Genomic DNA, 19977 nt, shown 5'->3' with positions numbered 1-19977 from the left:
CCAGAGGATCAGGCAGGGGATCAGCTGCGCAGCACCTTCTCCATCGCCTTGCCCCGAGCCATCTCGTCGATGAGCTTGTCCAGGTAGCGGATCTCGCGCATCAACGGCTCCTCGATCTCTTCCACCCTGACCCCGCAGATCACCCCGGTGATCAGCGAGCGGGAGGGGTTCATCGCCGGCGCCTGGGCGAAGAACGTCTCGAAGTCGACCTCCTCTTCGAGGACCGTCTGCAGCTGTTTCGCGGAGTATCCGGTGAGCCAGGAGATGATCTCGTCGACCTCGGCCTGGCTTCGTCCCTTGCGCTCCGCCTTGGTCACATAGTGCGGATAGACGCTGGCGAAGCTCATCGTATAGATCCGGTGGGTGGTCATCGGGACTCCTGGGTGGGCACGGAACTCTGCGGGCTTCTGGTCCACCACGGTCCCATGGCCTCACCCGAGGGTTCAACGGCGCCAGGCCCCGAAGCCGCCAGGCCCTCGCCCCGGTGGGCCGTTTCCTCCTCGGCCCGGCGCCTGACCAGGTGTCATCCTCCGCCTCTGTCCCAGCTCAACACGATTTCGCTGCCAACCGCGACGGGACCAATGGCCCTAGGCGGCGGCTCAGGTCCCTACGAGAGTGGGGGAGGGCTCGAGGACTGCGATCATCGAATGAAAGGGTGCGCCGATGGAGACCGCGACAAGGACCACCACCCATACCGCCGACGTCACGGTGGACCTCTGTGCGTTGAGACATCTCACCGAGTCCGTGATCTGCCGAGGCGTTGAAGCGGCCCTGACCAGATCACCCTCCGTGCCCGAAGGAATCGCAGCCCAGGTGGTTGACCGGAATGTCACCCTGACCGGTCAGGTGGACTGGACCTACCAGCGCGAGGCCGCAGAACAGATCGTTCGTAGCCTGCCCGGCGTCGGATCTGTGGAGAACCAGATCACCACCGTTGCGCGGACACCTCTGGAGAATGCCCAAGAACGCCTCAACAACGCCAGATTCCGGGACCCGCAGATCCAGCCCGACCACGTCGTGGTCACGATCACCGGTCAGACAGCAGTGCTGACCGGGTATGTCGGGTCGCTTGCGGAGAAGCGGCAGGCAGGGCTTGCCGCCTGGATCGCCCCGGGCGTGACCGCCATCGAGAACCGTCTCGACATTCGCCCACTGTGACCTTCAAGAGGAGCCGAGCATGAAGAAGAAGACCGTGATGAAGAAGCACCCCGTGGAGGGCGCGACAAAGAGTTCCAAGAAGAGCTGGAAAGACATGAGCCCGGAGCGCAGGCTCGGCACGATGGTGCTTGCCTCGATCCAGATCACGCTGGCCGCGGCGGCCTGGATCGATCTGGCCCGACGGCCCGCGGATCAGGTCAAGGGGAGCAAGGGCGTCTGGGCGGGCGTCATCGCGGTCAACTACGTCGGCCCGATCGCCTACTTCCTCAAGGGGCGGCAGACCAGCTGAGCCCTGCGCCGGCCATCAGCCGGTGGCGGGGGCTTCACCGAGTTCCCGCGCGGGATGCGGACTGAGCTGGAAGTGACGTCCACTGATCTCGGTAGGAGTCACGCGCACATAGTTGTCCTTCAGCGTGGGCACCCAGGGTCGAAGCTGCAGCTCCTCGGCGGCCTCGATCTCGGAAGAGGTCTGCAGCCAGTGCGCCTGGCCACGAACGGTCACGGTCCACGCGGTGTCGGTCGAGACCTGGTCGGCTTCGAACAGGACCTCGGCATTGATCGCAAGCTTGGCAAGTTTGGTGCCCGGGGCGGTGCGGAAGATCAAGGTCCGGTCGGGGGCCGCGGCGTAGTTGATCGGGAAGACATCGGCCCGCTGGCCCAGGACGACGACCAGTCGCCCGAACCGGCCCGGTTCGAGAAGTCCCCAGCTCTGCTCGGGTTCCAACACGAGGGTCGGTGCACCGTCTGCGTGTTCGAGAATCATCAGGGCGTCACTCGTGGTGCTTGTGGGTCGGCACCACCAGAACCGGACACACCGCACGATTCAGGACCGCCTGGCTCACGGACCCTAGAAGCAGTCCGGAGAACCCGCCGTGACCTCGGGTGCCGAGCACCACCAGCGCAGCCGTCCTGGAAGCTTCTGAGAGCACACCGGCCGGTGAGCCGTCGAAGAACTGCCAGCGCACCGACACTGTCGGGAACGCCCCAGACACCCGCTCCGCGGATTTCTGCAGATGCTCGATGTAGGGGCGGCGCAGATTGGGTATATCGAGGTTGTGCTCGATGGTGTTGGGCCACCAATGCCCCTGTGCATTCAGCGGGGCAGCCGATACCAGGGTCAGCGGGTTCTGCAACAGTGCGGCGGCCTGAGCCGCCAGGTCCACGACCAGATCAGGGTCGGCCTGGACATCGATGCCCACGACGATCTCGGAATCGAAGTTCAGATCCTGTTCCACGTTGGCGAAGTGGCGGCGTTCATGGGACCGCGGACTCGACTCCTCGACCTGTGTCAACGGCTCGGCCGGTGCCCCATGGTGGGAGGGGAGGTCCTGCGCCGGGGCGAGCAGCTCCGTTGCAGACTCGGTCTCCCAGCGCTCGGGCACCACGAGCGTCGGGCAGCTTGCATGAGCCGCAAGCTTCGCCGAGACGCTGCCGAGGACACGACCGGCGAAGCGGTTTCGCCCACGCTTGCCCACGACCACGACCTGCGCCGATCTGCTCTCCGCCACCAGCTCCGATCCAGGGTCGCCCTGCACCGCACGAGTGGTGACCGGCACCCCGACCTGTTCCGCCTGGGCGGCATACTCGCCCAGCATCTTCTGGACTTCCCGCACCACCGTCTCGAAATACTCATCCATCATGGGGACGTAGTAGGCGTCGGTGACCACCGGGCGGGGGAACGTTCCTACCAGTCGCAGCGGAAGATCTCGCTGTCGGGCGATCCTCAGGCCAGCTCGGAAGGCGCGCTGACTTGCCGGTGAGCCGTCCATGCCCACGAGGACGCCAGGCTCGCGGCCAGAGTGATTCTCCTGTGATGGATTCATGGCCCAACCATACGTCTCATCGGAGAAAGGTCTAGGGTCTTTGGACCCTGGCAGGAAAGCTGTTTTACCAGGAAGAAGTTCTACGCAAACCGGCAGCCTCCGCGCTTCGGTCCCTGCTCTGGGAAGCCTGCGGGACCAATGGCCCTGCCCGTGCCGCCGATGAAGTCTCATAGTGGGGGCAACGTCGGGGGGACCCGATCGGCAACCCGAAGGATTCCTTCTATGACATACATGCGAAAGAACCTCAACGGCCACCCTCTGGAATCCGCGGCAGCTGCGGCGCCCAGGGAGGATGGGAGCATTCGACCGGCCTCCCCCGCCCTGCGTCCCGATGCGTCGATCTCAAGCCGCGCTGCAGGGATTCTCGCGGGGTCCAAGACAGTACCCAGCACGGTCAGAGTTCGCGTGCAGAACCACACCGCGATCCTCTCCGGCCAGGTGGAGTGGAACTTTCAGCGAGAGCTCGCCGTCCGTGTCGTGAGAGACATTGCGGGGGTGGATCGGGTGGAACAGCAGATCACTCTTCGGGCGCGCCCCCCGAGTGACAGCCCGGCGCAGCGGGTCATGAAGGCGTTGGCTCTGAACAAGAAGATCGACGCGAGCCACATTGTGGTCACCATCACCGGCACCACCGCGGTGCTCAGCGGGTATGTCAGATCTCTCTTCGAGAAGAAGCAGGCCGGACTCGCAACCGGGGCATCCCACGATGTGACTCGGATCGAGAACCGCCTGGCAGTGCGTCGACACCACTCCGGGTCGTTCCGAAGTCACCGATGACGTCTCGAAGCCCTGAGAGGACCACCATGAAGGCACTGCAGTACGTCGCCGTCGGCCAGCCCCCCGAGGTGCGCGAGGTCCCCACCCCGGAACCCGGGCCCGGCGAGGTCCGGCTGCGCATCACCGCGGCCGGAGCGTGCCATTCGGACAGCTTCGTGATGGGACTCAGCGCGGAGCAGTACGCCGGCTTCGGCTACCCGCTGCCGATGACGCTGGGCCACGAAGGCGTCGGGGTGGTCGACGCGCTGGGGGAGGGCGCTACCGGCGTCGAGCTCGGAGAGCCCGTTGCGGTCTATGGTCCGCAGGGCTGCGGACGGTGCCACAGCTGCGCTGCGGGCATCGAGAACTACTGCTCCCATGCCGCCGCCCTGGGCATCACGCCCCCCGGACTGGGCAAAGACGGGGTGATGGCCGAATATATGATCGTCACAGACCCGCGGCTGCTGATCCCGCTGGGAGGTCTGGATCCGGTAGCCACGGTCGCCCTGACCGACGCTGGGCTCACTCCCTACCACGCCATCATGGGCTCTCTGGAGCTGCTGGTGCCCGGCAGCGTCGCCGTCGTGATCGGCGTGGGCGGTCTGGGCCACCTTGCGATCCAGCTGCTGCGCACTCTGACCTCCGCCACGGTGATCGCGCTGGACATCAGCCAGAGCAAGCTCGACTTCGCCCGGGAGGTCGGAGCCCATCACGCCTTCCTCTCGGACGACCAGGCCGCTGCACAGGTCGCCGAAGCCCTCGGTCCAGGTCCGGTCACGGCAGTCTTTGACTTCGTCACCACCGAGCCGGTGCTGAAGATCGTCCGCTCACTCAGCGGACCCCGTACTGACCTGGTGCTGGTCGGGGCAGGAGCGGTTGAGACCACGGTGGGGCTGCTGGGACAGCCCTTCGGCTCCCGGATCCGGGCTCCCTACTGGGGCTCTCGCCCGGAGCTCATGGAGGTCCTTGAACTGGCACGCACGGGCCGGCTCAGCGTGGACACCGAATCCTTCAGCCTGGATGAGGGTCCTGAGGCATACCGCCGACTTCACGACGGCGAGCTGCGCGGCCGCGCCGTGGTGGTTCCCTGATCACAGGTCGAGGAATAGGATCAACGACTAAGCGGGCGAATTCCAAACCATGGGGGCGTCGCTCGCGTCGGCCGAGGTCAGGCCCCCCGGGAGAGGCACATCATGGACAATGACATTCACTCGGCGCGAGGCCTGTGGCCTTTGACCGGGCCACCCGCGATCTGGGTGTGCTGGTCGGTTTCGACGGTTCCCGACAATCCATCCTGGCGCTTCACTATGGTGCTCTGGCGGCGCAGCGCAGCGGGCGGGTGTTGACCGTGGTGAGTGCCTACAGCGTCCCGACCCCGGTGTACACGACCCTGGCCGCGGTGCCGAATAAGTCGGAGGCCGAGCTCGCCAGCGCCGCTGCCAAGAAGGTGCTCGATGAAGCCCGGCGATATCTGCAGGATTATCCGGGCAAGGTGATCTACCGGATCGAGCGTGGCGATGCCGCCGGGGTGCTGGTGGACCTCTCCGCCCTCGCCGAGCTCGCCGTGGTGGGGGCTCGGGGCAGGGGCGGCTTTCTGGGCCGGGTGCTGGGGTCGGTGTCCTCGGCGCTGCCGGCCCACGCCGACTGCCCGACGGTGGTGGTCCCGCGGCAGTACAAGGTCAGCGAGGCCGGGGGAGCTGCGCGGTTCGCCCAGGGAGAGGACCGGCGGCCTGTGGTGGTGGGGATCGATCGATCCCCGGCGAGCAGGGTTGCGGTGCTCCAAGCGGCGTTCGCCGCGCAGAACCGTGGGGTGGCCCTGCAGATGCTGCTTGCTCTGCCCTCGTTGGAGGGTTGGCTCGAGTGGTATCCGGAACTCGAGCCCAGTGATGCCGGGGTCACCGACCGGCGCCAGACTCAGCTGGAGAAGGACCTCGAGACGGAGGTCCAGTGGGTCAAGGCGCACTATCCCGCTTTGGAGGTGACGGCTTCGGTGAAACCGGGGGACCCCGTCGCGCAGCTGGTGAAACAGACCCGAGAGGCCCAGCTCACCGTGGTGGGCACCCGCGGGCGTGGCGGTTTCACCGGAGCACTCCTGGGTTCGGTGTCTCGTGGGGTGCTGCTGCGCGCGATGGGGCCGGTGATGGTGGTCCCGGAGCTGCAGGAACCACGCTTGAGCGACCAGCCCGAATCTTCCCGATAGGCCGCGGCAACGGTTGCCGCGCCATGAGGTCCCGGCAGTGAGCGCTTCCCCGTGAGCCGGAGGATCATTCTTCTCCGCGCCGTGAATGTCGGCGGGACGGCCAGGCTGCCGATGGCGCAATGGCGGAGCCTGGCCGAGTCCCTCGGAGCCACCGAGGTCACGAGCTATCTCGCCTCCGGCAATCTTCTCTGCACCCCGCCTGGCCCGCACATGGACTTCGACCGGACGCTGCAGGACGCCGTCCAGGCCCGGTTCGGGTTCTTCCGAGAAGTGATCAGCCGGTCCGGGGAAGAGGTCTCCGCCGCGCTGGCCGGCCACCCGTTCGAGGAGATCGACCCTCGTTTCTCCCACATCAGCTTCCTCCACTCCGCACCCGAGGCCGAGGCGGTGGCCGCCGCGGCACGCTTGGAGACCGGCCAGGACCGTTGGCAGGTGATCGGTCGCGAGATGCACCTGCGCTACGCCAACGGTGCCGGATCCGCCCAGATGAAGGAGGCAGCGATCACCCGCTCCCTGGGAGTGACCGGCACTGCGCGGAACCTCAACACCGTGCGCAAGCTCATCGAGCTCGCCGGGAACTGACCTGGGCTGCTCGGCCGCGACGTGTATGGCACGATCATCAATTCCGGTGAGGCCGGCCGATCCGCCGCGGAGCGGGCGGCTCAGTGACGCTTGGCGCGTTGTGCCGCCTTCTCGTAGAGGTTCTCGACCACACGCTGGAAGTCACGCATGACCTCGGCCCGGCGGATCTTCAGGGAGGGTGTCAGGTGCCCGGAGTCGATGGTGAAGTCGTCCTCGAGCACGGTGAAGCTGCGGATGGATTCAGCCTTCGAGACACTCGCATTGGTCGAGTCGATGACCTGCTGCAGATGCTCCAGGACCTGAGGGTGCTCCGTGAGCTCGCTCATCGAGGTGTCCGGGTCGAGGCCTCTGCTGCGCAGCCAGGCCGGTATGACATCACCGTCCAGGGTGATCATCGCGGAGATGAAGGGTCTGCCGTCACCGACGACCACCGCCTGGGAGACCAACAGGTCTGCCCGGATGGAGTCCTCGAGCTGAGCGGGAGCGACGTTCTTGCCCCCGGCGGTCACCAGGATCTCCTTCTTGCGGCCGGTGATGATCAGCCGTCCCGCATCATCGAGCCGGCCCAGGTCGCCGGTGTTGAACCACCCGTCGGCTGTGAAGGATTCCGCGTTGAGCTCGGGCCGGTTGTGGTAGCCGCGGAAGACGCTGCTGCCCTTGACCAGCAGCTCGCCGTCGGCTTCGACGCGCACAGCGTTGCCGGGCAGTGGGATCCCAACGGTGCCGATCCGGTAGACCGAGGGGATGTTGCCGGTGACCGGCGCCGTAGTCTCGGTGAGCCCGTAGCCCTCGATGATCTGGATGCCCACGCCGTTGAAGAAGTGCCCCAGCCGCTCACCCAGCGGCGAGCCCCCGGAGAAGGCGTGGGTGACGTTGCCGCCCATCCGATGGCGCAGCTTCGAGTAGACCAGCTTGCTGAACACCGCATGCTTGAGCCGAAGTCCCAGCGGGACACGGCCCTCGGCGGAGGCCCGTGACCAGTCCACGGCCACATCAGCGGCAATGGTGAAGATCCGTTTCTTCCCATCGCCTTCGGCCTTGAGCGCCGCGGCGTTATAGATCTTCTCGAAGACTCGAGGGACCCCGAGCAGGAACGTCGGGCGGATCACCCCGAGATCCTCGATGAGCTGCTTGATATCGGGAGTGTGCGCCACTCGACCACCGGCGGCGATGAAGATCACCGAGATGAATCGGGCGAAGACGTGGGCCATGGGCAGGAACAGCACGGTGGAGGAGTGTTTGCCGACGACGCCGTCCATGGCGGCCAAGGTCTGCAGGCTGTGGTCCACGAAGTTGCCGTGCGTCAGCTCGCAGCCTTTGGGCCGACCGGTGGCCCCGGAGGTGTAGATGATGGTGGCGAGGTCTGCACCGTCGGCGCTGGCCCGGCGGGTCTCCAGATCCTGGTCCGGCACGGACCCACCGGCCTCACGGAGCTGGTCCAGGACGCTGGACTCGATCAACAGCACCTCGGGGGTCTTCTGCAGTCCGGAATCCCGCAGGCCCAGGAGGATGGTCTCGCGATGCGAAGGCGTCTCGGCGAAGACCAGGCTGAGCTCAGAGTCCTCCGCGATCCAGGCGATCTGCGCGGCCGAGGAGGTCTCATAGACCGGTACCGAGACGGCGCCGGCGTACCAGAGCGCAAAGTCCAACAGGCTCCACTCATACCGGGTGGCCGACATGATCCCGATACGATCACCCGGCGCGACGCCGCGCTGGATGAGACCCTTGGCGAGAGCTTCCACGTCGGCGTGGAAGGCGGCGGCGGACACCTCGACCCATTCGCCGGACGCGTCACGGCGGGTGAAAAGGACGTTCTCGGGATCCTCGGTCCGCTGCTGTTCCAAGAGATCGGTGGTGTTCATATCGGACGGCACATCGATCAGCGCCGATATCGCGGTTTCCTGCACGGAGTTCCTCCCGGTCTGGTGACGCGCTCTTCGGTGAGTGCTGCTGGTGATCCGGTGGTGACCACTGCCTGGGCAAGAATATCGTGCCCGGGGGGCCAGGCGTTCAGGGGCGAAATCCGGCGACCTCGTGTGAAGTGCCCGTCCATGCTGACCCGCCTGCGCTGGTCCCGGCCGGGGCGCACCCGGTTTGTCGCATGCTTATGCCATGTCCCATCCCTATGGACGGACATAGCGATGGGACATGGCATAGGCATGCGACAGTCTTCTCCGGCGGAGGGTCTACACCGACGGGAGATCTACATGTTTGATCGCGCCGTCCTGCAGGCGCAGCAGCAGGCTGCGCGGCGCGCGAGCGAGGTCACTCTGGTAGCGGATGCTGAAGGGCTCCTCGGCCGCCAGAGCAATGGGAAGGTCGAGCGGGTCCCGCTGGAGAGACTCGGCCAGACTGTCCCCGTCATTGAGGATGGCGACGACCGTGGCGTCGAGACTGCTGGTCAGAGTGATGATGCCAGGCTGATGCGAGGCGGTGATCCGTGCGTCCTTGCCGGTGTGCCCACGCGCAATGGCCACCACGATGGCCGCCACCGCCAATATCACGATCGCGCCGGCAGCGAGCCAGTTCGCGGAGAGAATGTCCATGGACCCAACCCTACTCACCGCGACGGAGACCCATGACGGCGGGGGAGCGGCCCAGAGTCCGATCCCCAGGCTCCAGAGCCCCTGACCATGCAGGTCCGGCGCGAGTTCGATGGCTGCGAAGAAGATGGCTGTAAAGAAATTTGAGGAGAGATTGAACGAAACCAGGGTGAATGGCGTATCCCCTAGACCATCTCACCCGTCGACCGAGGGGACGCCACGACATGAGCACCCGAGCTGAGCTAGAGGACCAGGCCCACTTCGCCCTGATGGACGTGAATAAGCACTGGTTGGAAGCGCTCACCGCCGAGCAGGCGAGGGATCGGACCGGCTCGCACGCCGCGTTCGAGGACATGATCACCGCCGCGCGCGCGGGCAAGGCCGCACTTGAGGCCCTGGAGAGCATGGGCGAGGAACGGCGGCGCAGGGGACACGCAGCCTGAGGTCAGGAGCCGTCCAGGGTTGCTCAGCCGCCACCGCGCAGCTGCCTGACGATCAGAGCGTGATTCTTCGCCATGCCCATCTGTCCACACAACGAAAAACGGCCCTGGTCGAATGACCAGGACCGTTCCATGGGGTGAGCGACGGGGCTTGAACCCGCGACCCTCGCGACCACAACGCGATGCTCTACCAGCTGAGCTACGCCCACCATGTGGAGCCGAGACCGGCTCCCGTACCCGCTGCTGATCAACCATGAGCGGCCGAAAGCAACGCATGTCAGTCTACACAGATTCTCCCCGGATCCGGAAATCGGCTCAGTTCTGCTTGAACACCGTCCGGCGATAGTGCCGAAGCTCCTCGATGGAGTCCTGGATATCGCCCAGCGCCCGGTGGTTGCCGGTCTTCGCCGGCGCGGCCTTCTTCGCCTCCGGGTACCAGCGCGAGGACAGCTCCTTGATGGTGGAGACATCGATCAGCCGGTAGTGCAGGTGCTTCATCAGCTCCGGCATGGCCACCCGCAGGAAGGCCTTGTCCGCGTGGATCGAGTTGCCGGCCAGCGGTGCGACCCCGGCCTCGGGGATCCAGGCCTTCACGTAGTCCAGGACCTTCTGCTCGGCGAACTGCACCGAGACCCCGTGCTTGAGATCCTCGAGCAGCCCTGATTCCGTGTGCATCTTCTGCACGATCGGCTCCATGGTCTTGAGCCGTTCGGCCGGGTCCGGGGCGATGACGACCTGCACCCCTTCGCCGAGGACGTTCAGCTCGGCGTCGGTGACAAGTGCCGCGATCTCCACCAGGACATCGTGATCGGGGTTCAGCCCGGTCATCTCACAGTCGATCCACACCATCCGGCCCGCCCAGGAGCCCCCGGGGGTGACCGGGACGGTCGTGGCGGATGAGGCGTTGGTCTCAGTCTCTTGGGAAGTCACGGTTCTCACTCTACCGACCGCCCGCCCGGCGCCGGGCTGAGCGGCACCAGTGGTGATAAATTCAAGGGCGATGAGCGCTGAGGCTGGAGCCGCCGAGAACAGCCCTGCACCGCGCGGTGCCGAGGGCGCCGTCGGGCTCGGCAACCCCGCCCACCCCGCCGAGGGTGAACCTCCTCGGCCCACGCAGCGCAAGCGGGACATCTGGCTGCACATCCTGCGCTCCTCCACCCGGCCCAAGAGCGTCTGGTCCCCGATGGTCGAAGGCCTGCTCGGGTCGATGCTGGTGCTACTGGGCTCCTTCGGCGTCGGATGGCTGGTGAGCGTCTCGCCGTTGTCCCGCCAGCCGTGGATCATCACGTTCCGCACCGAGACGGTGGGCGTGGTCCTCGCCACGATCGCGCTGACCCTGGGCTGCTGGGTCATGCTGCGCGCCTGGCTGCGCCTGGGCCGGGTGCTGGAGAACCCCGACCCGAACCAGCCGTGGCCCACCCGCTCGCTGCGCACGGTCAACGCCGCCGTCGTGCTCTGGTCGCTCCCGCAGCTGGTCGCGATCCCGATCTTCTCCCGTGACGTCTTCGCCTACCTCAACCAGGGCCGCCTGGTCCTGGCCGGGCAGGACCCCTACACCACCGGGGTCTCCAGCTTGGACAACTGGTTCCAACTGGGCACCGACATCCTCTGGGCCGAATCCGAGACCCCGTATGGCCCGCTGTTCCTCTGGCTCGAGGCCGCCGTGATGCGCATCGCCGGAGACAGCCCCGACCTGGCGCTCTTTCTGTTCCGGCTCGCCTGCGTGGGCGGGGTGGTCATGATGATGATCTTCGTGCCCAAGCTGGCCCGGATCCACGGGGTCGACCCGGCCCGCGCACAGTGGATCACCCTGGCGAACCCGCTGCTGATCATCAGCTTCATCTCCAGCGCCCACAACGACGCGATCATGGTCGGCTTCGCTCTCGCCGGGGTCTATGCCGCGGCCCACAGCCGGGGAGTGCTCGCCACGCTGCTGGTGGTGGTCTCGATCGGGATCAAACCGATCACCATCGTGCTGCTTCCCTTCATCGGGCTGCTCTGGGCCGGACCGGGAGCCTCCTGGTCGCGGAAGTTCACCTACTGGTTCCTGACCGCCGGGATCGCCGGCACCGTGATGATCGGCATCGGTCTGGTGCAGGGCTACGGGTTCGGCTGGCTCGCCGTGCTGGCAGGCACCGGCACCGGCAGCGTCTTCTGGTCCCCGATCGGGATCGCCGACGGCTGGCTGGGCACGCTGCTGCGCTCCTTCGGACTCGACAGCGGCTGGACGCTGGAGGTCTTCAAGGTGGCCGGCCGGATCCTCTCGGTGGCCGTGGTGCTGTGGCTGATGTTCCGGGGCGATGAGAAGTTCATCGTCCAGCGGATGGTCTGGGCGTTCACCGCGCTGGTGGTGCTCTCCCCGATCGTCCAGCCCTGGTACCTGCTGTGGCTGCTGCCGCTGTTCGCCATCACCGGGATCCGCAAAGACTGGCAGTTCAAGTGGGTGGTGTTCACCATCGCCTTCTTCCTGGCCTTCGGCGCCTCGGACCAGCTCTCGATCTACCAGTTCCTGCAGCTGGACCAGGAGATGCTGGCCCTGTCCATCACCGTGTCCTGGATCTGCATCATCTGGCTGGGGCTGCTGGACCGGCAGACCCGCTGGGTGGTCTGGGACGGCTGGGGCCTGCCCGCGGTCCGCTGGGAATGGCCCAGGCTGCGCGGCCGCCGCGCCGCCGAGGATGCCGGGGATGCCGAGGACGACGACGCCGACGACGCCGCACCGGTCAGCGCAGGATCGGTCAGCGCAGAATCGGTCAGTGCAGCACCAGTCACCCCCGAACCGGTCACCGCTCAGGGCGCGCGGCCCGGGGGAGAGGAGCCCACCCCCGGTGCGCGCTAACCTGGTCTCCCGCAACGCGCTGCGCGCCCGGTCCTTCCTGGGCCAGTGGCCGCCGACCGCCTGGCTGATCGGCGGCGAAGAAGCCGCCGCCTCGCACACCGCACGTCAGGGGCTGCTCGCCTCGATCATGATCATGCTGGGCTCCTGGGGCGTCGGCTGGCTGGCGATGACCCCGCAGTCGCTGCTCGCGCTGAACCCGCTGCTGCTGCCGCTGCGCACGACGACCGCGGGGGTGGTCGCCTGCACGGTGCTGCTGGTCTTCGGCGCGCTGCTGCTCGTGCGCTCCTGGCTGCGACTCTCCCAGCGGGTAGGGTCCTGGTCACCCCGGGCGACCCCGGTGATGCGCCGAACCTTGATCATGTGGGCCACCCCGCTGATGTTCACCCTGCCGATCTTCTCCCGCGACGTCTTCTCCTACCTCGCCCAGGGCCGGGTGCTGCACGCCGGGCTGAACCCCTATGAGCACGGGGTCTCCGAGCTCCCCGGGTGGTTCATGGAGGGAGCCGACGGGCTCTGGGCCGAATCCCCGTCGCCCTACGGACCGCTGTTCCTGGTGCTCGCACAGCTGGTCTGGTTCGTCTCTGGCGGCGTCCCGGAGATCGCCATCCTGCTCTTCCGCGGACTGGCTCTGGTCGGGATGGCGCTGATGCTCTACTGCATCCCGCGGCTGGCTCGAGCCTTCGGCTCCGAGCCCTCCTGGGCGCTGTGGCTGTGCCTGCTGAACCCGATGACGCTGCTGGTGTTTCTGCCCGCGGCGCACAACGACGCGCTGATGATCGGACTGATGCTCGCCGGCACCCTGGCCGGGCTGCGTCGAAGACGCCTGCTGTGCATCGTCTTGTTGGTCGCGGGGATCGCGGTCAAGCCCATCGCCATGGTGGTGCTGCCCTTCATCCTGCTGCTGCCGCTGCGCAGCACCGCGGCGCTGCGCCATCGCTTCCGCGAATGGGCCATCGGCGGAACCGCCGCGGCCGTGCTGCTGGTGGCCTCCGGCGCGGCGCTGGGCATCGGGCTGGGCTGGGTGGCCGCGGCCCTCGGGGCCGGTGGCGCGGTGCTGCAGGCCGCCCCGGTCGGACTGCTCGGCATCGGCCTGGGCGCCGGGCTGGCAGCGCTGACAGGTGTGGAGGCCGCCGTCGTCACCGAGATCTTCTACAACCTGGCGCGCGCCGCGGCCGGCGCGATGATCGCCTGGATGCTGCTGCGCCGCAACGTCGGCAACCCGGTGCTCTGGGCCGGCTACGGTCTGACCCTGGTGGTGCTGACCTCCTCGATCATCCAACCCTGGTACCTGCTCTGGCTGCTGCCCTTCTATGCCGTGGTGCACATCTACCGTGGGCGCGTGCTGGTGCTGGTCACCACGGTCATCACCGTGATGGTGCTGCTCTCCATGGTCAGCCAGCTCTCGGTGGCGCAGTGGATCGATGCCGCCGTGATCCACACCATCGCGATCGCAGTGGTCACGCTGTATCTGATCTACGTGGTGTTCCTGGACCCCAACACCACCGACTTCTTCGACATGCGCCGCCGCTCCCAGCGCTGGAATGCGCAGCACGGGTGGCAGCGGCTGAGAGGATTGAGCGCGCCGCGCACCTCCTGGGCGGCCGAGGACATCTACGAGAAGGACACCACGTGAAGCTCCCCGGCTCCCGGCTGCTCTGGCTGCTGCTGACCGCGACCACCCTGGGCGCCGCGCTGTCGGTGGTCGCCGTGCAGTGGTGCCGGATCAACGGCTGGACCGACCCCGATCAGCACATCCACATGTGCTATTCCGACTTCTCGCTGCTGTTCAGCCAGCGCGGACTCGCCGAAGGGCTCTTCCCCTTCGTCGACGACGTCCCGGCGGACCAGGTCATGGAGTACCCGGTGCTGCTGGTCATGGTGGCCGGGGTGCTCGCCCTGCTGGTCCCCGGGCAGGGCATCACCGAGGAACGGATCCTGGCGTTCTACGACCTCAACCACTTCGCGGTGGTGCTGTGCTGGCTCGGCGTGGTCCTGGCCACCGCCTACTCCACCGCCGGGCACCGCCGCAAGGACGCGCTGATGGTCGCCCTGGCCCCGGGAATCATCCTCTCGCTGTCGATCAACTGGGACATGTGGGCGGTCTTCCTGGGCGCGCTGGCGCTGCTGCTCTGGGGCCGCTCACATCCGGTCTGGGCCGGGGTGCTGATCGGCCTGGGGACGGCGATGAAGCTCTACCCGCTCTTCTTCCTGGGCGCGATCCTGGTGCTGTGCCTGCGCAGCGGACGGCTGCGCTCCTTCGCCGCGACCACGCTCGCCGCGGTGCTCACCTGGCTCGCGGTGAACCTGCCCTTCATGCTTCTGCAGTTCGAGCAGTGGTCGACCTTCTACCGCTTCTCCTCCGAGCGCGATGTCAGCTTCTCCTCGGTCTGGCTGTTCTTCAGCTGGCTGCCGCTGGACGGAGCTGGGTTCTCGCTGCTCTCCAACGGGCTCTTCCTGCTGTGCTGCCTCGGCGTCGCCTACCTGGGCCTGGCCGCGCCGACCCGACCGCGGATGGCGCAGCTGTGCTTCCTGATCGTCGCCAGCTTCCTGCTGCTGGGGAAGGTCTACTCCCCGCAGTTCGTGATCTGGCTGATCCCGCTGCTGGTGCTGGCCCGCCCGAAGGTCCGCGGCTACCTTCTCTGGCAGGCCGCGGAGGTCTACCACTGGGTCTCGGTGTGGATGATGAGCGCGAAGATCACCTCCGGCGGGGAGTTCGCCGGCGGCACCGAGCTGATCGACTGGGCCTACCACCTCGGGATCCTGGCCCATATGGCCACCCTGATCTATCTGATGGTCCAGGTGGTCCGCGAGATCCTGGATCCCGAGAAGGACATCGTGCGCAGCCGGGACCGTGACCGGGTCACGGTGAGCGCAGCAGCGGCCGACGACGAGGCGCACAGCTCCGAGTGGCTCGCCGCCGAACCGCGGCGGAAAGAGCTGGGGGAGAGCGACCCGTTGGCCGGGGTCACCCGTGGGCAGCCCGAGACCTTCGCGCTGCCCGGACTCGGCCGGCCCACCTCGTGGAGACTGCGCTGGTGAACCGCCCTCCGACGCCACAGGCTCGCCCGGATTCCGGTGACGGACTGCTTCCGCGGCTCCGGAGGCTCTGATGCTTGAGATGCTCACCGTGATCGGGCCGATGTTCCTGGTGCTCGGCGTCGGATTCGCCGCCGGGTTCGTCCCGCGCTTCCGCAGCGCCCAGGACCACCTCAACGGCTTCCTGTTCTACTTCGCGCTGCCCACCTTCATCTACACCGCGATGGTCACGGCTCCGCCCACCGCCGGCTTCCCCGTGCTGGCGGTGGCGATCGTCGCCGTGGTGACCCCACTGGTCTCCATCGCGCTGTACTACGGCAGCTTCCTCTTCGGCGCCCGCGGCCGGGAGGGCGCGGCGGCGACCTCACTGGCCGGCAGCTTCGGCAACGTCGGGTACTTCGGGATCCCGGTCTCGATCAGCGTGATCGGCCCGGAGGCCGGACTGGCCGCCGGGATCGTGCACATGGTGCACAACCTGATCTACCTCAACGGCTACCCGCTGGTGCGCACCATAGTGGCTTCCCGCGCCGAGCAGTCCTCGGCGGCGGGCACGAATGCCGCAGACCCGAGGAAGACCGGCCGGGCCGCCGGCGTCGGGCAGCTGCTGCGCACCCAGATCGGGCCGATCTTCAAGCGTGCGCTGCTGCTGAACCCGGTGTTCATCGCGATGGGGCTGGCGCTGCTGGTGGTGTTCAGCCCGCTGGGACTGCCGGCGCCGATCAACGAATCGGTGAGCCTGCTGGGGCAGACGGCGGTGCCGCTGGCGCTGTTCTGCGTCGGGCTGGCGCTGCACCCGGCGATCGAGGGGATCCGCAGCGGGGGAGTGCCCAAGCGGCTGATCACACTGGGCACTCTGGGCAAGATCCTGGTCCTGCCGCTGCTGACCTGGCTGGCGGTGCTGCCCTTCTACGACCAGCTCGGACCGGTCTGGGCCGGCACGCTGATCATCATCGCCGCCATGCCCTCCTCCACCACGGTCTACATCTTCGCGCAGCAGTACGAGGGTGACGGCCGCCTGGCCGCCTCGATCCTGGTGACCAGCACGCTGGCCTGCCTGCTCACGCTCCCGCTGCTGGCGGAGCTGCTGCTCTGATCCTCCCGGCGTCGACCTCGTAGACGCTGCTGACATGGCGCAGCACCGCGCTGCGGTGGGCGATCATGATCACCGTGGCGCTGGTGGCCTCGGGCATGCGTCGCAGGATCTCGGCCTGGGTGAGCGGATCCTGCGCCGAGGTGATCTCATCGAGGATCAGCACCGGGCTGCGGCGCAGATACCCGCGGGCCAGCGCCAGACGCTGGGACTGGCCTCCGGAGAGCCGCGCGCCCTCAGCTCCCATCTGGGTGTCCAGACCTTCGGGCATCGCGGCGATGTCACCGTCGAAGCAGGCCGAACGGCACGCGGCCAGCACCTGCTCCTCGGTGGCCGCCGGGCTGCCCAGCAGCAGGTTTTCGCGGATGCTGCCGCTGATCAGCACCGGGCGCTGCTCCACCACGGTGATATGTGCGCGCAGCGCGGCCAGCGAGAGCTCACGCACGTCGGTGCCGCCGAGTCGCACTTCGCCGGCCTGGGGGTCCCAGACCCGGGTCAGCAGCGAGGCGAGCGTGGATTTGCCGGATCCGCTGACCCCGACGACGGCGGCCACCGCTCCGGGCTTGATCCGCAGGTCCACCTCCTGCAGCACCTCCCGCTCGGTGCCGGGGTAGCCGAAGCTGACGCCGTGGAAGGACACCGAGGCGGCGGCCTCGTGCTCGGTGTGCACCGGGACCGGGTGCTTCGGCTCGGCGACCTCCGGGGAGCTCTCCTCGAGCTCGCGCAGGTTCGCCGCGGAGGCCAGCGCAGCGGGCAGCGAGAGCCCCAGCGCCTCGATCGCGGCCAAGGCCGGTGCGGTGCCCGGCACCAGGGCGAGCACCAGCAGCAGCTCGGTGTAGCCGATCACGCCTGCCTGGGCCTGCGGCAGTCCCAACAGCAGCAGCACGAAGAGCGCGAGCACCTGCCAGCCCTGCCCGGCGGCGGCGCGCAGCCCCTGCAGCACCGAGGCGCCGCCTGAGTTCTCACCGATCTGGGCGCCGATCCGGTCCACCCTTAGTGCGCGCTGTTCCTGGGCGCCGAAGATCGTGATCTCCTGCCGGCCGCGCAGATCATCGCTGATCTCCTGGGCCAGCGCACCGCGGGCCCGGACCGCGGCGGTGCTGCTTGCACGGGCACCACGGCGCCCGAGGCCGATCAGCGTGGCCGCCGCGGCCAGGAAGATCAGCAGCAGCCCCAGTGCCAGCGCGGGCCCGGTGAGGGTCCAGGTGAGCGCCACCGCGGTGGCGGGGATGACCACGGCGGTCACCACCGGGGCCAGGGTGTGCGCGAAGAAGACCTCTACCCGGTCCACGTCGCGGGTGGCCGCAGAGAGCAGCCGGCCGCTGCCGCGGGAGGCGGTCACCGCCGGGGCGAGCGGGATCAGCTTCTCGTAGAGCCGGACCCGCAGCTGCTCCAGCAGTGCGAAGGCGGCGGTGTGTCCGGAGAGCTGCTCGGCGTAGCGGGTCAGGCCCTTGGCCGCGGCCAGGGTGATCATCACCGCGATGACGCTGCCCAGCGGCGGGACCTGTTGACCGTCGGCGAGGCGTCCCACCAGCCATGCCGGGTAGGCCAGCAGGGCGGCGCCGCAGAGCAGGGTCAGTGTGCGGGCGAAGGCTGAGAGCGCGAGCAGCCCGGCGGAGCCCCGGGCCAGTGTCAGCAGATGCAAGATCATCGGTCTTCCCCTTCTCCGGCCGTGGCCTGCGCGTAATAGCCGGACTGGGCGAGCAGCTCCTCCGGGTTGCCCAGCGCCGCGGGCTCTCCAGCCTCGAGCACCAGGACCTGATCGGCCCAGCGGGTGGTGGCCAGCCGGTGGGCGATGAGGATCAGCGTGTGGTCTCCGGCGAGGCCGCGCAGGGTCTCATCGACCAGCCGTTCTGCCCGCCGGTCCAGGTCGGCGGTGGGCTCATCCAGGATCAGCAGCTTTGCCCCGGAGAGCAGCGCACGGGCGATCGCCAGGCGGCGGATCTGTCCCCCGGAGAGGGCTCCGCCGTCCTCGCCGACCTGGGTGGCCAGCCCGCGCGGCTTCGCTGCGATCTCCGCGTCCAGGCGCGCCTGGGTCAGGACCTCCCAGAGCTGGTCATCGGTGGCCTCGGGCCGGGCCAGGCGAAGGTTCTCGGCCACAGTGCCGGAGAAGATGAACGGCTTCTGCGCGACGGTCACGGCGGCCTGCTGAAGCGCAGTCGAGTCGGCAGGTCGCCCTTCCAGCAGCAGCTCTCCGGTGGCGTGCGGGATCAGTCCCTGCAGCACCTGGGCCAGCGTGGACTTGCCCGCACCGGAAGGCCCGACGACGGCGATCGCGGCGCCGCGCGTCACGCTCAGCGTGACCCCACGCAGCACGCGCTCGCCGCCGCGATCCACCCCGAGATCCTCCAGGCGCAGCAGCTCCGTGGTCTGGGCTGAGGTCCGGGCCGGGAACTGGGCGAGCGGCTGGGCAGGAGACTGGGCAGGGGACTCGGCTGCGGTCTCGGCGGGGGTCCTGGACGTCGCCTCCCCCGGGGTGCTCAGGGTCTGGGTGAACAGCCCCTGCTGGGTCCGCCCGGCCATCGCCACGTAGAAGGAGCGACCGAGCTTGTCGATGGGTTCATAGAGCAGCGTGGTCAGCAGCACCACGGCGAGGAAATCGCCAGCGGTGATCGCACCATCCTGGAAGCGCCACAGCGCAAGGCCGACGGCGGAGGTGATCATCACCAGGGAGAACAGGGCGTCGTTGACCAGAATCATCAGCTGGCTGCGCCTGAGCAGGGCCACCGCCTGGACCCGGAGCGCGGCGGCCGCCTCGGCGACGCTGCGCCGGCCGGCATCTTCGGCGCCGAGCAGCACCAGGCCGCCGAGCGAGCGCAGGACCTCCTGGAACTTCGCGGTCGCCGCCCCGGCGAGCCGCCGGTAGGCGGCGGTGGGGCCGCGGAAGCGTTTCAGGAAGAACCGGACCAGCAGCGGAACCAGCAGCACCAGGACGAGCAGCACGACCGCGATGATCGGGTCCACGAAGCTGCCCAGCATCAGCAGCACCAGCGCCGGGGCCGTGAAGGCCGCCAGGGCCGGACCCAGAAACTCCGCACGGTACTCGGCGATGCGCTCGACCCCGCCGGTGAGCAGATCAGCCTCACCCATGCCGGGACGCCCACCGCCGGCGCGCCCCGCTGGACGCCCACCACCGGCGCGCCCGTGGGCTGCGCCGGCGTGGCTGGGCGCGGGGGGCCGTGACGCGACCCTCGACGCGCCCCTCGCAGCACCCGTCGCCGTACCCGCCGGATCGCGGTTCAGGGCGGCCCGGATTCCGCTGCCGCGCCAGCGCAGTTCTTCTACCGCGCGCAGCCGAGGCGGCACGGACGCGGCGATGCCGGAGCAGATCACCGCCACGGCGCCGGCGACCGCGCCGAGGATCAGCCCGCCGGTGGTGTCCGTGGCGTTCAGGGCAGCGTCGAGCACCCGCCCGAGGGCGAGGAACAGGGTGGTCAGCGCGAGCGTGCGCGCCCATTGCAGGGCGGTCGCGATCCAGGCGCGGGGAGGCATGTCTTGCAGAAGCACGCC

Annotated in this window: 19 protein-coding genes and 1 tRNA gene; 11 read left to right on the top strand and 9 right to left on the bottom strand. The window is 68.1% G+C overall.

What is annotated here, in order from left to right; all coding sequences use genetic code 11:
• Positions 1-20: 20 nt before the first annotated feature.
• Positions 21-371, bottom strand: coding sequence for a DUF2200 domain-containing protein (locus BG28_RS07580; RefSeq protein WP_036475468.1), 351 nt, complete (start codon positions 369-371; stop codon positions 21-23).
• A 292-nt stretch (positions 372-663) separates the two neighbouring features.
• On the opposite strand from BG28_RS07580, the gene BG28_RS07575 reads away from it, so the two are divergent.
• Both BG28_RS07575 and BG28_RS07570 read left to right on the top strand, forming a co-directional pair.
• Positions 664-1158: a BON domain-containing protein gene (locus BG28_RS07575; RefSeq protein WP_051501158.1), complete on the top strand. Its 495-nt coding sequence runs from the start codon at positions 664-666 to the stop codon at positions 1156-1158.
• Positions 1159-1177: 19 nt separating this feature from the next.
• Positions 1178-1447: a PLD nuclease N-terminal domain-containing protein gene (locus BG28_RS07570; protein WP_235181024.1), complete on the top strand. Its 270-nt coding sequence runs from the start codon at positions 1178-1180 to the stop codon at positions 1445-1447.
• 15 nt (positions 1448-1462) lie between these two features.
• On the opposite strand, the gene BG28_RS07565 is transcribed toward BG28_RS07570, so the two are convergent.
• Complete coding sequence (locus BG28_RS07565) at positions 1463-1921, bottom strand: pyridoxamine 5'-phosphate oxidase family protein (protein WP_036475467.1); 459 nt, start codon at positions 1919-1921, stop codon at positions 1463-1465.
• A 7-nt stretch (positions 1922-1928) separates the two neighbouring features.
• On the bottom strand, positions 1929-2981 hold the full coding sequence (locus tag BG28_RS15395) for a universal stress protein (protein ID WP_161634815.1): 1053 nt from the start codon (positions 2979-2981) through the stop codon (positions 1929-1931).
• 138 nt (positions 2982-3119) lie between these two features.
• Between BG28_RS15395 and BG28_RS14955 the strand changes: the two genes are divergently transcribed.
• The 4 genes from BG28_RS14955 to BG28_RS07540 all read left to right on the top strand — a co-directional run bounded on the left by BG28_RS14955 (position 3120) and on the right by BG28_RS07540 (position 6519).
• Positions 3120-3758, top strand: a complete 639-nt coding sequence (locus BG28_RS14955; protein WP_084479557.1) for a BON domain-containing protein — start codon at positions 3120-3122, stop codon at positions 3756-3758.
• 26 nt (positions 3759-3784) lie between these two features.
• The gene (locus BG28_RS07550) at positions 3785-4828 is read left to right on the top strand and encodes an NAD(P)-dependent alcohol dehydrogenase (RefSeq protein WP_036475464.1); all 1044 of its coding nucleotides are present in this window, start codon (positions 3785-3787) and stop codon (positions 4826-4828) included.
• Positions 4829-4962: 134 nt separating this feature from the next.
• On the top strand, positions 4963-5937 hold the full coding sequence (locus BG28_RS07545) for a universal stress protein (RefSeq protein ID WP_036475463.1): 975 nt from the start codon (positions 4963-4965) through the stop codon (positions 5935-5937).
• A 51-nt stretch (positions 5938-5988) separates the two neighbouring features.
• Entirely contained in the window at positions 5989-6519 is a 531-nt protein-coding gene (locus tag BG28_RS07540; RefSeq protein WP_036475461.1) for a DUF1697 domain-containing protein, read from the top strand.
• Between the two features lie 80 nt (positions 6520-6599).
• On the opposite strand, the gene BG28_RS07535 is transcribed toward BG28_RS07540, so the two are convergent.
• Entirely contained in the window at positions 6600-8426 is a 1827-nt protein-coding gene (locus BG28_RS07535; protein WP_036475460.1) for a long-chain fatty acid--CoA ligase, read from the bottom strand.
• A 279-nt stretch (positions 8427-8705) separates the two neighbouring features.
• The gene (locus tag BG28_RS07530) at positions 8706-9065 is read right to left on the bottom strand and encodes a hypothetical protein (RefSeq protein WP_036475458.1); all 360 of its coding nucleotides are present in this window, start codon (positions 9063-9065) and stop codon (positions 8706-8708) included.
• Positions 9066-9286: 221 nt separating this feature from the next.
• Between BG28_RS07530 and BG28_RS07525 the strand changes: the two genes are divergently transcribed.
• Positions 9287-9505: a hypothetical protein gene (locus BG28_RS07525; RefSeq protein ID WP_133726379.1), complete on the top strand. Its 219-nt coding sequence runs from the start codon at positions 9287-9289 to the stop codon at positions 9503-9505.
• A 130-nt stretch (positions 9506-9635) separates the two neighbouring features.
• Here BG28_RS07525 and BG28_RS07520 read toward each other — a convergent pair.
• Positions 9636-9711: transfer RNA gene (locus tag BG28_RS07520), tRNA-His, on the bottom strand.
• Between the two features lie 106 nt (positions 9712-9817).
• Positions 9818-10432: an oligoribonuclease gene (gene orn, locus BG28_RS07515; protein WP_051501156.1), complete on the bottom strand. Its 615-nt coding sequence runs from the start codon at positions 10430-10432 to the stop codon at positions 9818-9820.
• A 70-nt stretch (positions 10433-10502) separates the two neighbouring features.
• Between orn and mptB (BG28_RS07510) the strand changes: the two genes are divergently transcribed.
• The 4 genes from mptB (BG28_RS07510) to BG28_RS07495 all read left to right on the top strand — a co-directional run bounded on the left by mptB (BG28_RS07510) (position 10503) and on the right by BG28_RS07495 (position 16470).
• Entirely contained in the window at positions 10503-12341 is a 1839-nt protein-coding gene (mptB, locus tag BG28_RS07510) for a polyprenol phosphomannose-dependent alpha 1,6 mannosyltransferase MptB (RefSeq protein WP_166645908.1), read from the top strand.
• Positions 12331-13974, top strand: coding sequence for a polyprenol phosphomannose-dependent alpha 1,6 mannosyltransferase MptB (mptB, locus tag BG28_RS15390; RefSeq protein WP_051501155.1), 1644 nt, complete (start codon positions 12331-12333; stop codon positions 13972-13974). The genes mptB (BG28_RS07510) and mptB (BG28_RS15390) overlap by 11 nt, the downstream gene beginning before the upstream one ends.
• On the top strand, positions 13971-15380 hold the full coding sequence (locus BG28_RS07500; protein ID WP_036475454.1) for a glycosyltransferase family 87 protein: 1410 nt from the start codon (positions 13971-13973) through the stop codon (positions 15378-15380). The genes mptB (BG28_RS15390) and BG28_RS07500 overlap by 4 nt, the downstream gene beginning before the upstream one ends.
• A 70-nt stretch (positions 15381-15450) precedes the next feature.
• A complete protein-coding gene (locus BG28_RS07495) occupies positions 15451-16470 on the top strand; it encodes an AEC family transporter (RefSeq protein WP_036475452.1) in 1020 nt (339 codons plus the stop codon).
• Here BG28_RS07495 and BG28_RS07490 read toward each other — a convergent pair.
• Positions 16436-18118, bottom strand: a complete 1683-nt coding sequence (locus tag BG28_RS07490) for an amino acid ABC transporter ATP-binding/permease protein (protein ID WP_036475450.1) — start codon at positions 18116-18118, stop codon at positions 16436-16438. The genes BG28_RS07495 and BG28_RS07490 overlap by 35 nt on opposite strands.
• Positions 18115-19974: an ABC transporter ATP-binding protein gene (locus BG28_RS07485; RefSeq protein ID WP_133726378.1), complete on the bottom strand. Its 1860-nt coding sequence runs from the start codon at positions 19972-19974 to the stop codon at positions 18115-18117. The genes BG28_RS07490 and BG28_RS07485 overlap by 4 nt, the downstream gene beginning before the upstream one ends.
• Positions 19975-19977: the final 3 nt, after the last annotated feature.

The organism is Nesterenkonia sp. AN1, assembly GCF_000582475.1.
GTDB classification, from domain to species: domain Bacteria; phylum Actinomycetota; class Actinomycetes; order Actinomycetales; family Micrococcaceae; genus Nesterenkonia; species Nesterenkonia aurantiaca.
Note: the sequence above shows the minus strand (reverse complement) of the source record. Positions and strands in the feature narration are given on the sequence as shown.

Bases quoted from the DNA above. Each gene is read 5' to 3' on its own strand.
- BG28_RS07580 (WP_036475468.1), bottom strand. From the start codon at position 371: ATGACCACCCACCGGATCTATACGATGAGCTTCGCCAGCGTCTATCCG.
- BG28_RS07575 (WP_051501158.1), top strand. From the start codon at position 664: ATGGAGACCGCGACAAGGACCACCACCCATACCGCCGACGTCACGGTG.
- BG28_RS07570 (WP_235181024.1), top strand. From the start codon at position 1,178: ATGAAGAAGAAGACCGTGATGAAGAAGCACCCCGTGGAGGGCGCGACA.
- BG28_RS07565 (WP_036475467.1), bottom strand. From the start codon at position 1,921: ATGATTCTCGAACACGCAGACGGTGCACCGACCCTCGTGTTGGAACCC.
- BG28_RS15395 (WP_161634815.1), bottom strand. From the start codon at position 2,981: ATGAATCCATCACAGGAGAATCACTCTGGCCGCGAGCCTGGCGTCCTC.
- BG28_RS14955 (WP_084479557.1), top strand. From the start codon at position 3,120: ATGGCCCTGCCCGTGCCGCCGATGAAGTCTCATAGTGGGGGCAACGTC.
- BG28_RS07550 (WP_036475464.1), top strand. From the start codon at position 3,785: ATGAAGGCACTGCAGTACGTCGCCGTCGGCCAGCCCCCCGAGGTGCGC.
- BG28_RS07530 (WP_036475458.1), bottom strand. From the start codon at position 9,065: ATGGACATTCTCTCCGCGAACTGGCTCGCTGCCGGCGCGATCGTGATA.
- BG28_RS07525 (WP_133726379.1), top strand. From the start codon at position 9,287: ATGAGCACCCGAGCTGAGCTAGAGGACCAGGCCCACTTCGCCCTGATG.
- mptB (WP_166645908.1), top strand. From the start codon at position 10,503: ATGAGCGCTGAGGCTGGAGCCGCCGAGAACAGCCCTGCACCGCGCGGT.
- BG28_RS07495 (WP_036475452.1), top strand. From the start codon at position 15,451: ATGCTTGAGATGCTCACCGTGATCGGGCCGATGTTCCTGGTGCTCGGC.
- BG28_RS07490 (WP_036475450.1), bottom strand. From the start codon at position 18,118: ATGATCTTGCATCTGCTGACACTGGCCCGGGGCTCCGCCGGGCTGCTC.